General features: G+C 48.2%; 12 protein-coding genes. 7 read left to right on the top strand and 5 right to left on the bottom strand.

What is annotated here, in order from left to right:
• Positions 1-30: 30 nt before the first annotated feature.
• Positions 31-993: a tRNA dihydrouridine synthase gene (locus DXA36_RS02120; protein ID WP_118675934.1), complete on the bottom strand. Its 963-nt coding sequence runs from the start codon at positions 991-993 to the stop codon at positions 31-33.
• Positions 994-1,076: 83 nt separating this feature from the next.
• Positions 1,077-1,577, bottom strand: a complete 501-nt coding sequence (locus tag DXA36_RS02115; RefSeq protein ID WP_118675933.1) for a GNAT family N-acetyltransferase — start codon at positions 1,575-1,577, stop codon at positions 1,077-1,079.
• Positions 1,578-1,774: 197 nt separating this feature from the next.
• Here DXA36_RS02115 and DXA36_RS02110 point away from each other — a divergent pair, with 197 nt between their 5' ends.
• The 5 genes from DXA36_RS02110 to DXA36_RS02090 all read left to right on the top strand — a co-directional run bounded on the left by DXA36_RS02110 (position 1,775) and on the right by DXA36_RS02090 (position 7,218).
• A complete protein-coding gene (locus tag DXA36_RS02110; protein ID WP_118675932.1) occupies positions 1,775-2,884 on the top strand; it encodes an ABC transporter ATP-binding protein in 1,110 nt (369 codons plus the stop codon).
• Positions 2,874-3,782 carry a carbohydrate ABC transporter permease gene (locus tag DXA36_RS02105; protein WP_118675931.1) on the top strand — a complete coding sequence of 303 codons (909 nt, stop codon included), beginning with the start codon at positions 2,874-2,876 and terminating at the stop codon, positions 3,780-3,782. The genes DXA36_RS02110 and DXA36_RS02105 overlap by 11 nt, the downstream gene beginning before the upstream one ends.
• Before the next feature lie 43 nt (positions 3,783-3,825).
• Entirely contained in the window at positions 3,826-4,689 is an 864-nt protein-coding gene (locus DXA36_RS02100) for a carbohydrate ABC transporter permease (protein ID WP_118676407.1), read from the top strand.
• On the top strand, positions 4,686-6,287 hold the full coding sequence (locus DXA36_RS02095; RefSeq protein ID WP_118675930.1) for an ABC transporter substrate-binding protein: 1,602 nt from the start codon (positions 4,686-4,688) through the stop codon (positions 6,285-6,287). The genes DXA36_RS02100 and DXA36_RS02095 overlap by 4 nt, the downstream gene beginning before the upstream one ends.
• 85 nt (positions 6,288-6,372) lie before the next feature.
• Positions 6,373-7,218 (top strand): hypothetical protein, encoded by an 846-nt coding sequence (locus DXA36_RS02090; RefSeq protein WP_118675929.1) that lies wholly within the window; start codon positions 6,373-6,375, stop codon positions 7,216-7,218.
• A gap of 88 nt (positions 7,219-7,306) precedes the next feature.
• On the opposite strand, the gene DXA36_RS02085 is transcribed toward DXA36_RS02090, so the two are convergent.
• The 3 genes from DXA36_RS02085 to DXA36_RS02075 form a co-directional block, all read right to left on the bottom strand.
• The gene (locus DXA36_RS02085; protein ID WP_118675928.1) at positions 7,307-8,116 is read right to left on the bottom strand and encodes an AAC(3) family N-acetyltransferase; all 810 of its coding nucleotides are present in this window, start codon (positions 8,114-8,116) and stop codon (positions 7,307-7,309) included.
• A gap of 72 nt (positions 8,117-8,188) precedes the next feature.
• Positions 8,189-9,088 carry a hypothetical protein gene (locus DXA36_RS02080; protein ID WP_118675927.1) on the bottom strand — a complete coding sequence of 300 codons (900 nt, stop codon included), beginning with the start codon at positions 9,086-9,088 and terminating at the stop codon, positions 8,189-8,191.
• 105 nt (positions 9,089-9,193) lie between these two features.
• Complete coding sequence (locus DXA36_RS02075; RefSeq protein ID WP_118675926.1) at positions 9,194-10,858, bottom strand: S8 family peptidase; 1,665 nt, start codon at positions 10,856-10,858, stop codon at positions 9,194-9,196.
• A 315-nt stretch (positions 10,859-11,173) separates the two neighbouring features.
• Here DXA36_RS02075 and DXA36_RS02070 point away from each other — a divergent pair, with 315 nt between their 5' ends.
• Both DXA36_RS02070 and DXA36_RS02065 read left to right on the top strand, forming a co-directional pair.
• Entirely contained in the window at positions 11,174-11,506 is a 333-nt protein-coding gene (locus DXA36_RS02070) for a sporulation initiation factor Spo0A C-terminal domain-containing protein (protein ID WP_118675925.1), read from the top strand.
• Between the two features lie 149 nt (positions 11,507-11,655).
• Positions 11,656-12,183: a ferritin-like domain-containing protein gene (locus DXA36_RS02065; protein ID WP_118675924.1), complete on the top strand. Its 528-nt coding sequence runs from the start codon at positions 11,656-11,658 to the stop codon at positions 12,181-12,183.
• Positions 12,184-12,223 lie beyond the last annotated feature (40 nt).

The raw sequence follows: 12,223 nt of genomic DNA, 5'->3' as shown, positions 1-12,223 counted from the left end.
AAACTGCCTGCGGCGATGTCTGAACTGTTACTATATGACAGGCCGGAAAGCTCCGCCCTCCGCCAGTTCCTGCTCCCGAAATAAAGCGCGTACCGCTTCTTCGTAATCACACAGCCTCTGCGCCTTTTTTATTTTTTTTACATATTTCTCCGGATTCGTAAACAAAAATCCCATATAATACCAGAGTTCTTTCATTCGGAAAAGTACGTCTCTTTCACCGGAAAGCACTTCCCTGTAATCGCTTACCAGCCTGTCCAGGAACTGCTTTATTTCCTGCACGGACGGCTGCCGCCCGCCGCATAGCAGTCCGGGCAGGCCCGGATTGGCAAGCACACCCCGTCCCAGCATTACGGCACCGGCCTCCGGGAAGGACGAGGTAAACCGCTCATAATCCCCCACGGAAAAAATATCGCCGTTATATACCACCCTGTTCCGGCTTATCTGTAAAGCGTCCCGGAACACCTTCCAGTCGGGGCTGTTTTTATAATAATCCGCCTGGACACGAGGATGAATAATCAGTTCCTGCAGCGGGTATTTATTATATATATCCAACAGCCGGTAAAATTCTTCCCCATCCTCCATTCCCAGCCTGGTTTTAATGGAAATATCCATATCCAGCCTTCTAAAGATTTCTTCCAGGAACCGATCCAGGGCTTCCGGTTCCCCTAAAAAACCCGCACCTTTTTTCTTGGATACCACTGTCCCGGACGGACATCCCAGATTCAGATTTACCTCCTGATAGCCGAATTCACGGATTTTTTCCGCCGTGCGTATAAAATCCTCCGCCCTGTTGGTCAGAATCTGCGGCACCACCCGCATGCCCTGATTGTGTTCCGGCAGGATATCATTTTTTTCCCTGGAATTCAGGGTTTTATCCTGTTTGGGCGCTATAAAAGGCGTAAAATACGTATCCATGGGATGAAAGCAGCTGTGGTAAGCGCGTCTGTATATATAACCGGTAATCCCCTCCATGGGCGCAAAATATAAATCCATCGGTGTATTCCTTTCTCCCACATGGGAATCTGCCAAGTGTTATTTATGGATACCCCACAGCGGATACTTCCAGTCAGCTGTAACTATTCCGTCAGGCTGCTGCACCGACCGTGAGAAAGTGATTGTGAAGCGTCCTGATCAAACGGGAAAAAATAAATGCATTTTTCTCTGGCCCCCTCCCGGTACATCTCGTTGGTAACAGGGAGCTTCGCCGTCTCCTTCAAAATACCGCCTGCATACTCACAGGTTTTTGCAGAAGCCCGGTTATCCGGATTACAGGTGATAATCAAACTGTCCATATCGTGTTTCCGGGCCAGTTTAAACAAAAGGCGGCACGCTTTTGCCGCATAGTGATTGCCCCGATACGGCTCCTCGATCCGATAACCGATGTTTCCCCCGTAATATGTATTTTCATTATATCCTATTCTCAAGTCACAGCTGCCTATTTCTTTTCCGCTGCCGCGCAGGCAAACGGCAAAATAATAAGCCGGTACATATCCCTTTTCCTTATTCTCTTCCGATGTCCGGATAAGCTTGAGAAAAATTTCTTCCTCATATAAATCCTCTGTGGGTAAGAAAACCATCTGCTCCGTCCTCCGTTTCGTTTCTCTGCTTCCTGCTTTTTATGGTTTCTGTTTGCTTATCCCACATTATACCTCAGCAGCGGGCTACTTTGGAAGATGGATGTCCAAATTTAATGATAATACAAAAAACCCGGTGATAAACCTGGCATAATCTGCTATAATACATTTTGGTAAATCATGCAGAAATGAGGATGCGTATGAAAATCCAATTACAGAATCTCACAAAAAAATTTCCCAACCGCAATAAAAAAGTCCATGGTGATGTAATCGCCGTAGATCATTTCACTTTTGAAATCCCGGACGGCAAATTAATCGGCCTTCTTGGTCCCTCCGGCTGCGGCAAAAGCACTACTCTCAACCTTATCTGCGGCCTGGAAAAGCCTACGGAAGGAAAAATATTCTTCGGTGACAAGGATGTGACCAATCTTCCTCCGGAGCACAGGGGGGTGGGCATGGTATTCCAGAATTATGCTCTTTACCCTCATTTGACCGTTAAACAGAATATCCTTTTCCCCCTGGAAAATTTGAAGGGGGAGCAGAAGCTGACCAGGGCCGAAATGCTGGAGCGTGCTTCCAATGCCGCCGGGCTGGTTCAGATCGGGGATCTGATGGACAGAAAACCCAGCGAACTGTCCGGAGGGCAGCAGCAGCGTGTCGCCATTGCTCGCGCTTTGGTCAAAATGCCGCATGTCCTCCTGTTGGACGAGCCTCTCTCCAACCTGGATGCCCGTCTGCGGCTGCAGACAAGAGAGGAGATCCGTAAAATCCAGAGAGCAACACAAATCACCACGGTCTTTGTCACCCATGATCAGGAGGAGGCCATGAGTATTTCCGACGGCATCGTTGTCATGAAGGAAGGGGTCATCCAGCAGATTGGGAAGCCCCAGGAGGTCTATGACGATCCGGTGAATCTGTTTGTGGCGAAGTTCCTGGGAACCCCTCCCATCAATATTTTCCACGGGAAGGTGCACGACCGCCGGCTTTATATCGGAAAATCTCCTGTCCTGCCTGTTTCCGGTGTGACGGACAGGGAGGTATGGGTGGGAATCCGGCCGGAAGGATTCCTCCTGCAGGAGGACGGTCCCCTGAGCTGTTCCCTGAACGGTGTGGAGGTCATGGGACGTGATATCAGTATCGTTTCCACCCACCCTGCCTGTGAAAACGTGGCTCTCCGTTCCATTGCCGGCTCGGAGAGCCATGTGGATACTTCCTCTGATACGGTCAGATTCTCACTGAAACCGGGCAAGGTATTCCTTTTTGACAAAGACAGCGGCGAACGCATCCGGGAGGGCTGTTATGAAAAATGACAACATTATTTCCGGCGGCAGGAAAGCCTGGCTGTACCTGCTTCCGGCAGTACTTTTCCTTGCTGTATTTCTGATATATCCGCTCATTGATGTATTTATTTATTCCTTTGAAGAGGGTTACAATTTTGCATCCCGGACCAGCTATGGAACAGGAGGCTACAATTATTCCTATGTGCTGCATGATCCCTACTTCCTGCAGGCAGTGAAGAACACCTTCCTGCTGGTGATCATCACCGTTCCGGCCTCCACGGGACTGGCCCTGTTACTTTCCGTTGCGTTAAGTTCCGTCAAGCCGCTCCGCGACCTGTTCCAGACCATTTATTTTCTGCCCTATGTGACCAACACACTTGCCGTGGGCCTTGTTTTTATGATTCTCTTTAAAAAAACCGCCTACTCCGACGGGCTTGTGAATCTATTAATCAACTGGTTCGGCGGCCCTTCCGTTGATTTTATAGACGGTCCCTACTGGGCAAAAATGACTGTCCTTTGCCTGTACACCATCTGGGTGGTTATGCCCTTTAAAATCCTGATTCTTACCAGTGCGCTGGCCTCCGTAAACCAAAGCTATTACCGTGCGGCGAGGGTGGACGGGACCCCGAAACTCCGGATTTTCACCAAAATCACGCTTCCTATGATCTCTCCCATGCTGTTTTATCTGGTGATTACCGGTTTCATCGGCGCCTTTAAGGCATACAGTGATGCCGTCGCCCTGTTCGGCACGGATCTGAATGCGGCGGGTATGAACACCATCGTCGGTTATGTGTACGACATGCTCTACGGCAGCAGCGGCGGTTACCCATCCTATGCATCCGCGGCGGCCATCCTCCTGTTTGCCATCGTACTCACCATAACCTGTATCAATCTGTTACTCAGCAGAAAGCATGTCCACTATATATAAAAACTTTTTGTACGCGCACAAACGTGCGCAGATGGGAACAACCATGGATTACCGTAAAATAGAAAAAACTGCAAAACGACATAAACGGATTACGAACACTCTCATTTATATCCTGCTGGCATTCTGGGCGCTTGTGGTCCTGTTTCCTTTTTATTGGATGCTGCTCACTTCCGTAAAAAGCTACGGTTCCTATAATGCGGAGCGCGTCCCCTCCTTTTTCCCTCACTCCCCCACCCTGCAAAACTTTTCCGATGCCTTCACCACGGTACCGCTTGCCGGCTATCTTCTGAATACGCTGCTTTTCACCCTGGCCACCACAGCTATCATGCTGGCTGTGATTACCCTGGCGGCCTATGCGTTTGCAAGGCTGTCGTTTCGCGGGAAGAATATCGCTTTTACACTGCTGCTTTCCCTGATGATGATTCCCAATGAGCTGGTCATCATCACCAATTACGCAACGGTCACCAACCTTGATATGCGCAATACCTTCCTCGGCCTCATCCTGCCCTCCGTCACCTCTGTATTCTATATCTATCTGTTAAAGGAGAATTTCGAACTGGTGCCGGATGAACTATACCGCGCTGCCAAGGCAGACGGTACCTCCGATTTCAAATATCTGTGGAAAGTCATGATCCCTATCTGCAAGCCCACCCTCGTCACCATCACGATTCTGAAGATGATCGAGTGCTGGAATTCCTATGTATGGCCCCGGCTGGTTACGGATGATCCCAGTTATTATCTGGTCTCAAACGGGATTCAGGAAATCCGTGAAAACGGATTCGGGCGCGAGAATATCCCGGCTATGATGGCGGCAGTTGTCGTGATCTCGGTTCCGCTGATCCTGCTGTTCCTGGTATTCCGCAGGAAAATCATGGAAGGCGTATCCAGAGGAGGTACCAAGGGATGAAAACAACGCACACAAAGAAGATCGCCGCCCTGTTTTTTGTCCTGCTTGCCCTGTCGATGCTGACCGGCTGCCACGGCCGGGGAGGCCAAGTGACCTTTTCCATCCCCGGTCAGTTTGATACCTCCAGGCAATATGAGATCACTTTTTGGGCAAAAAACGATACAAACAAAACCCAGACTGATATTTATAAGAAAGCAATTACGGATTTTCAGGCGCTGTACCCAAATATCACAGTGAATCTGCGGTTATATACGGATTATGGCAAGATTTACAACGATGTCATTACCAACATTGCCACAGATACCACGCCCAACGTATGCATCACCTATCCGGATCATATTGCCACCTATCTGACGGGTAACAGCACCGTGGTTCCCCTGGACGGGCTGATTGCGGATCCCAGGTATGGCCTGGGCGGAAGCGGGCTTCTCTTCGATTCTCCGGCACAGGAGGAAATTATCGATCCGTTTCTCCGGGAATGTTCCCTGAACGGGCAGACCTACGCCCTTCCCTTCATGCGTTCCACAGAGGCCTGCTATATCAATAAAACCTATGTGGAAAAGCTGGGGTACACCCTTCCGGATACGCTGACCTGGGATTTTATATGGGAGGTTTCCGAGGCTGCCATGGCCAAGGATGCCAACGGAAATTATCTCATTAACGGACAGTCCGTCATGATCCCCTTTATCTATAAATCGACGGATAACATGATGATTCAGTATCTGAAGCAGAATGATGCCGGCTACGCTTCTGCAAACGGGGAAATCCAGCTGTTTAACGACACCACCACCCGGTTCCTGTACACGGTTGCAGAGCATGCAAAATCAGGCGCCTTTTCCACCTTTAAAATATCCAGCTACCCGGCCAATTTTATGAATGCGGGCCAGTGTATTTTCGCGGTTGATTCCACTGCCGGAGCTACCTGGATGGGTACGGATGCGCCGCTCACCGATATCAGCGAGGAGGCTCTTGTGGATTTCGAAACCGAGGTGAGAATGATTCCCCAGTCTGATCCGCAGCATCCGCAAATGATCTCCCAGGGACCTTCCGTCTGTGTATTTAATAAAACGGATCCCCAGGAGGTGCTGGCTTCCTGGCTCTTTACCCAGTACCTTCTCACCAATGAGGTACAGATCGCCTATTCCCGTACAGAAGGATACGTCCCAGTGACAAGCAAGGCACAAAACTCCTCCGAATACCAGGATTACCTCTCCCGGTGCGGCGAGGACAATTCCCTTTATTATGATGTAAAAATCAAAGCCTCCCGTCTCCTGCTGGAGCATGTGGAGGATACGTTTGTCACCCCAGTATTCAATGGTTCCGCCTCCCTGCGCAGCGCCTCCGGCCAGCTTGTGGAGGAGGTCACAAAAGCGGTCCGGCGTAAGAAAGAAGTAAATGACGTTTTTATCGCTGATCTTTACGAGGACGTGACCTCCCTCTACCATCTGAACGAGAGCGGCCCCGCCTCCTCCGGCAAAGCGGATCTCGGCCCGCTGCCGCCAACAGCAGTCGCCCTGCTTTCCAGTCTTGCCGTCGCATGGATTTTCATACTTTTATATCTCATCCGCCAGGGCATGAAAAAAAAGAGGAATTCTTGACAGTTTGTGTTGATCCCTGGTATTTTCAGGTATATAATGACTGTGTTTGTTATGTAAATGCCCATCAGTAAAAAAGGAGAATGTTATGAAAAAAGCAATCGTTTTATCCCTGACCCTCTCTCTTGTGCTCGGAATGACCGGCTGCGCAAAGACTGAGAATGCCCCTGCGGCAGAAAGCACCGTTGAAGCAGTTACCGAAGCTTCCAGCGCTGTCCCGGAAGAAACCACAGCTGCTGCATCGGAAGAAGCATCCACAGAAACCACGGCAGCCGCCGGTACCGAAGGCGTGTTGTCCTATGCGGAGTACATGGCCGCAGAGCTGGATTCCGAAGTCGTTGTCGAAACCTATGTCCAGGCCAAGCAGTCATGGTGGGAAGACAAGGCTACCGTATATACCCAGGATCCGGACGGCGCCTATTTCGTGTACAATATGGCCTGCTCAGAGGAAGACTATGAAAAGCTGGTTCCCGGAACCAAAATCAGGGTAACCGGATATAAAGCGGAGTGGTCCGGTGAAGTGGAAATTATGGATGCCACCTTTGAAATCGTGGAAGGAGACACCTATCTTGCTCCCGTCAAAGACGTTACCGCAATGCTGGGAACCGATGAGCTGATCGACTATCAGAACCAATATGTTGCATTCAAAGGCATGACCGTGGAAGCCGCCGGCCAGGATGAGGCCGGAAACGATGTTGCTTACCTGTACAACTGGGACGGCTCCGGCACGGACGGCGACGACCTGTACTTCAACGTTTCCCTGAACGGCGAGACCTATTCCTTCGTTGTAGAATCCTACCTGTGCGACAATACCACCGATGTATATGCGGCAGTCAAGAATCTGCAAATCGGCGATGTTATCGACATGGAAGGTTATCTGTACTGGTATGAAGGTGTCAATCCCCACATCATCTCCGTAACCGCAGCGAAATAAAAAATTCACAAAACAGCCGCAGGGTCATTTGTTTTCATGACCCTGCGGCATTTTTATTCCCGCAGGCGGAGCCTATAATTTTAATCCTTTAAAAAAAGGGACCTCCTTCAAAATCCGCCCATCTGGAAGCAGGGATCGCAGGACTCGTAATAATACATTCCGGATCTGGCGCCAGAATATGCCTGGTAACCTCAAATATCCCTCGCGCGTCACACAGGATACATTCCGCATTGCCAAAACGAACCTGTCTGGCTGCCCCCGTATCATAAAAGGCCTGCGTCAGCTTTACAAAATCTTCCGAGATGTAAGGCTGCACGGCATTATAGTGCCTTCTCATATATATTTTCTTCCGGCTTCCGTCAGGCATTTTCGTATAGAATTCCACCGGTTTATCCGTCAGACGGTTGGGAATATTCAGCACCTCTTCCACACTGTGGATATACGTATTACGGGCATGCGTCACCCCCACCAAAAGGATTCTGCCATTTATGTCTTTCAGCCGGTCGTAGCATCCGCCGGGAGTACACGGCGTATTGCACGCTTCTTCCCCGGCTATATATTCTGCCGCTCCGGCACCATAAGCAGCCATACTGTGGGTGGGATGAAGGGATCGGCATACACCCGGCCTCTTACGGAAAAGATTGGGCAGTATTCCCACACAGGCATCTTCCTGCACAGGATCGAATTCACGGTATTCCTCTCCCATCTGAGCCCAGGTATGGGTAGGAAGCAGAAGAAGTCCCACAGAAAAATATTCCATCAGGGCATCCAGTACGGTATCCGCGCCTCCCTCCACCTCTCCCATCGATTTCATGGAAGAATGTACAAGAACGGTATCTGTTGGATACAAGTCCATTTCTTTTAATTGGTTCTGCAGTTCTAAACGGGTGTAATTCATTTTTCTGATTTCCTTGTATAATAATAAAGTAGGAGTAATTATAGTCCCTCCCCAGGGACTGGCTTCTGCCCTCTATCTGTATACCGGCAAAAGCTCCACCCCCTGAACGGGGATTTTAAAAGAACGGGCGGAAGGGAAAATACGGTAATACCCATTATCCACCTTCACGATTGTTTCCGTTCCGTTTTTTATCTCTTCACAGGTATGCCCGTTTTTCTCCAGAAAAGCAATTGCCGCACTTCTTCTGTCACTGACACTGGTTCCCACTATCACCATATCAATAAAAATCGCCTGCCTCCTGTCCAGAAACGGGAACATAAGGTTAATACCCTCCAGATAGGGATTCCGGAAAAGCTTATGCTTTCCATTTACGAATTGCATGCCCAGCAGCCACACCGCGCTATGGAATTCCTGCTCTAAAATGACTTTATATAAGGGGTTTCCGGCAGCCGCCGCCGACAGCTTATTTTGGACTATTTCCTGCTCTTCCACGGTGAAAATATCATGCAGACAGCCGCTCTCCCTGAACAACCAGAACAATACCACTGTTTTTTCAGACACTTCCTCCTGTTCCTCAATAACTGCCCGCACGCCTTCCACAATACTCTGATAAACAGCAGGCTCACTCTTATACTCCCGCATGGTTACATTCGCCGTATAATAATTCATATCACAGCCCAGCAGGTTAGGTATTTCCTGCAATATCCCTTCTGCCTTCAGAATATCCGCTATATCCGTTTCCACTTCCCTGCGTTTTTTACGGCTCATCTTTTTAACGGCATTCAGTTGGTCCCGAAGCTTCCGTTCCCATTCCGCAGCGTCCGGTTTATCCTCCTCATTCAAAAGCCTCTGCACGGCTCTGGCGGCGGCAATTCCTGCAATCGCCGCGTTTTTGGCCGCAGAGTCATTCCGGCTGTCCTGCGCGTTCAATGCCACTATCGCAAATTGCTCCTCAATGGAATACTCTTTCATGGCTAACCTCTTCTCTCTGATAAAAATACAGCCAGAAGTCTAACGCTCCCCTTTACGCTACGTCTAAAGCATAGCACGTATCTAAACAGATAACAACCTGTCTTCTCATAAATCCAGCTTACTCAGAAAACCATAGATATCCAGAATTCCGTAGCCCCAATTGGGATTCGGAAAGGCATAGCCCGAATTACTTCTGTCCGCGCCGCGTATAATGAGCTTGTTTATGTCGCTGCCTGTGATTGTCGGATAGTTTCCTCTCACCACCGCCCATTCCAGCATCATAGCTATCACACCGGACGCAGCACCGGTACCTGTCAGATTCCCATACATCCCGTTTGGCAGCGCACATGCCATTTGATAACCCGGTGCTGCCACATCGGGAGTCACCCTCCAGTCCCTTGTATATCCCCAGCCGGATTGTGCCAGAATACTGTTTGTCTGTGGGTTATACGCCGTCACCGTCAATAAACCGTCCGAAGTTCCGGGCATGGTAACCGTAGTATAAGGAGACGGCATCAAGAAATACGTTTCATCAGACAGAAGCTCCCCTGCCGGAAGCCAGGAATGAAAGGTATAAGGCTCTTCCTCCAGGTTTTCCAGATCAAAAGTCCAAATCCCCTCATGCGGGTTTTTAAACCGGATTAAGATAAGCTGTTCTCCATTTTCTTTTTCTAAAGTGATGTTATTCACCCATATCCTGCTTCCTTCAAAAACAAAACCGAAGGAATAGCAGCTTTCCAGCTGCGGATAAATAACCCTCGTATATTCCCCTGTGGGACACATAATCCGGATAGAAAGCCGTGCAGGAAGAGCCGTCCATATTTCCATGGCAAACAGGCCCTCCTGCTCTCCCACCTTCAATTCAAAGCTGTGGTGGTAAGGCGGCTCATCCACCGCGCCGAAATAATGCCGCCGGTTATTCCCTTCATTCCCTGCGGCAACAGCAATATCTATCCGGGGCTTCAGAACTACTCTGTCCATATAATCATTTAAGGTACTGTAACCGTCATGGCTGCCCTGGCTGCTTCCAAAGGCAAAACAAATAACCATCGGCCGATTAAGCTGTCTGGATACCCCTTCCAGATATTTCACCGCCAGTATAATATCTGTTTCCTGATAACATTCTATATTTCCCGGTATAAAAGATATTTTCAGAAGATTTTTCTTCGGCTCCTTTAATTTTACAACTGCCAGTTCAGCCTGGGTGGCAATTCCTCTGAACCCATTCTCCTCCCGCAGGCTTCCCGCAATAATGCTGGCAACAGCAGTCCCATGTCCATTGTTGTCTGTACTCGGTACGACTTCCAGAGGATTTTCATCCATAAGAGCCTGTTCGATCCTCTCTTTGCCGTATTCCGTACCATAGGAAAAACCGGCAGGCGGCGGTCCGTCCTGTACCGACTGATCCCAGATACGGACAATGCGGGAACATCCATTCTTATCCATAAAAGCCGGATGACGATAATCGATTCCCGTATCAATTATACCTATCAGGACATCTTGTCCGTAAAGAGCCAGATGCGGATTATTCTGGACACTGATAAAACCGGTATCCTCCGTTCCGTATTGCGACATAGGCGTATAAAGGCCGGGAATACTATGATACGGATAAAGCTCTCCGAGATCGCACGGAGAAGGTTCCCCGCTTAAAATATGAAGGATTGAATATCTGTCATTTAATCCCGTTATATTATCCTCTATCAAATAATTTTTCAGCAACGCATTATCTATAATTAAATCAAGATAATTTTCATCCACAATTTTATTCACACACAGAGTCCTCCCGTAAAACTTTTTACAATATATTAGTTTTCCTGATAAATAAGACCTGCTGAAAAAAATATACGTTTACCTGATATCCGCCCCCTTTTTCCACTTCATACCATTTTCCGGGCCAAGCATGAATTTATGGCATTAAAAAACAGAACAGTCGGATTTACGGATACAGATAACTGATAAAAATAATTGGTTAATCGTAGTTTATGACGATCTTTTTTGTCGAATTACGTCTAATTTGCTCCTTTTCCGCAATTTTCCTCCAAAATTTAGTAAACTTAATACACTCACAATAAGGAGGACAAAATAATGGATGAAATCCATAAGCTTCTATGGCGTATAGGTCTGCGGCCCAATTATGTCGGTTATCACTATCTGGCTTATGCCATCAAATTGGTCACGGAGGATGAGACCTATCTGTTTAACGTCACCAAAAGATTGTATCCGGAGATTGCCAGCCACTCCGGTACAAAAGTAAAAAATGTGGAACGCGCTATCCGTTCACTCATTACAAATTATTGGGATCAATTCGGTGGTTCCTATTTATCCCACCTGTTTGGGTGTCCTATCGTAACAAAACCATATACCCGCGAATTTATAGCAATACTCGCAAATATACTAAAATTAAATACCTATGTATGATAGGAAAACAGCAGGCCGGAGTTTTGACAGACTCCGGCCTGCTGTTTTCAGCCCCCTTTTCCTTCCAGTCATAACCTCCGCCGGCTGTTCATATATAATACTAACAAATGAACTGTGTAACGTATAATGATAACACGGAGGGTCAAATAATGAACAGCCCCAATAATAAGGAATACAAAGCAACACTTACTATCCCCTACCCGCCTGTCTGCGCGGAAAGCTGCTGCAAGGATTACGCATGGGCTATGCTGAGTAATATAGGAAGCGACAATTCCGAAATGTCTGCGGTCAGCCTGTATTTTTATAACAGTGTGATACTGAAACCGGATTATGCTGATTTCGCAGCATGCTTCCACAGTATAAGTATCGTAGAAATGCATCATTTAGATATCTTTGCTACTCTCGCCTGCCAAATGGGGCTTGATCCAAGACTGTGGAGTATGGAAAACCACGATTTATGCTATTGGACACCTTCTTATAATCACTATCCCCAGATGCTCTGCGAGCTCCTTGAAAATTCGATTCAAGGGGAACTTGCCGCCATACAGAAATACACCAGACAGGCGGAAACAATCCGGGATACCAATATCAAGGATAACCTGAACCGTATCATTCTTGATGAACAGCATCATATTGAACTCTTTCAATCCATGCTGCGGGAAATCAGAAACGGTTAACCGATTTTTCCCGTTTCTTGCTCTTCCGGAAACAGCAGCA

It is taken from the genome of Eisenbergiella sp. OF01-20 (genome assembly GCF_003478085.1).
Lineage (GTDB): Bacteria > Bacillota > Clostridia > Lachnospirales > Lachnospiraceae > Eisenbergiella.
The sequence above is the reverse complement of the archived record's forward strand: the minus strand, read 5'-3'. Positions and strand labels throughout refer to the sequence as shown.

What these genes read in the sequence shown, in the direction of transcription:
- DXA36_RS02120 (WP_118675934.1), bottom strand. Translation starts at nt 993, where the DNA reads ATGGATTTATATTTTGCGCCCATGGAGGGGATTACCGGTTATATATAC.
- DXA36_RS02115 (WP_118675933.1), bottom strand. Translation starts at nt 1,577, where the DNA reads ATGGTTTTCTTACCCACAGAGGATTTATATGAGGAAGAAATTTTTCTC.
- DXA36_RS02110 (WP_118675932.1), top strand. Translation starts at nt 1,775, where the DNA reads ATGAAAATCCAATTACAGAATCTCACAAAAAAATTTCCCAACCGCAAT.
- DXA36_RS02105 (WP_118675931.1), top strand. Translation starts at nt 2,874, where the DNA reads ATGAAAAATGACAACATTATTTCCGGCGGCAGGAAAGCCTGGCTGTAC.
- DXA36_RS02100 (WP_118676407.1), top strand. Translation starts at nt 3,826, where the DNA reads ATGGATTACCGTAAAATAGAAAAAACTGCAAAACGACATAAACGGATT.
- DXA36_RS02095 (WP_118675930.1), top strand. Translation starts at nt 4,686, where the DNA reads ATGAAAACAACGCACACAAAGAAGATCGCCGCCCTGTTTTTTGTCCTG.
- DXA36_RS02090 (WP_118675929.1), top strand. Translation starts at nt 6,373, where the DNA reads ATGAAAAAAGCAATCGTTTTATCCCTGACCCTCTCTCTTGTGCTCGGA.
- DXA36_RS02085 (WP_118675928.1), bottom strand. Translation starts at nt 8,116, where the DNA reads ATGAATTACACCCGTTTAGAACTGCAGAACCAATTAAAAGAAATGGAC.
- DXA36_RS02080 (WP_118675927.1), bottom strand. Translation starts at nt 9,088, where the DNA reads ATGAAAGAGTATTCCATTGAGGAGCAATTTGCGATAGTGGCATTGAAC.
- DXA36_RS02070 (WP_118675925.1), top strand. Translation starts at nt 11,174, where the DNA reads ATGGATGAAATCCATAAGCTTCTATGGCGTATAGGTCTGCGGCCCAAT.
- DXA36_RS02065 (WP_118675924.1), top strand. Translation starts at nt 11,656, where the DNA reads ATGAACAGCCCCAATAATAAGGAATACAAAGCAACACTTACTATCCCC.